1 pseudogene is annotated in these 571 nt (G+C 75.5%); it reads right to left on the bottom strand.

Annotated elements, in window-relative coordinates:
* Positions 1 to 571, bottom strand: a pseudogene (locus E1289_RS37850) (AAA family ATPase); the annotation flags it as partial.

Below are 571 nucleotides of genomic sequence, written 5' to 3'. Positions count from 1 at the left end.
CGCCGCGGCTGAGCCGCTCGCGTTCGCTGTACAGCAGGTAGGCGATGCGGTGCAGGCCCACGGCGGTCTTGCCGGTTCCGGGCGCGCCCTGCACGCACAGCGTGGTGTCCAGCGGGGCGCGCACCAGTTCGTCCTGTTCGGGCTGGATGGTGGCGACGATGTCGCGCATCGGCCCGGACCGGGGACGCTCGATCTCGGCGGCCAGGTAGTCGCCGGTGCGGCCGTCGCCGGGGCCGGTGAGCGGCTCGTCCTCGTACCCGGTGAGTTCCGCGGCAGCGGAGAAGCCGTAGCGGCGCCGTGCCAGCACCCCGTGGCGGTCGTCGCGGGTGGCGCGGTAGAACGCCGCCGACACCGGCGCCCGCCAGTCGATGACCATGGGGCGGCCGGCGCCGTCGTGCACGTGCCGTCGGCCGATGTAGAGACGGTCGCCGGACGTCGCGCCGGCCGGGTGGTGCGGGTCGGCCGCGCGGATCGCTCCCGGCTCGAAGGTGAGGCGGCCGAAGAACAGCGGCACCTCGGGCAGGTCGACCAGGGCCAGGGCGCGCCGCTCGCGGGCCTGCCGCAGGAAGAG

Origin of the sequence: Actinomadura sp. 6K520 (assembly GCF_004349245.1) — a bacterium.
Taxonomy (GTDB): domain Bacteria; phylum Actinomycetota; class Actinomycetes; order Streptosporangiales; family Streptosporangiaceae; genus Spirillospora.
Note: the sequence above shows the minus strand (reverse complement) of the source record. Positions and strands in the feature narration are given on the sequence as shown.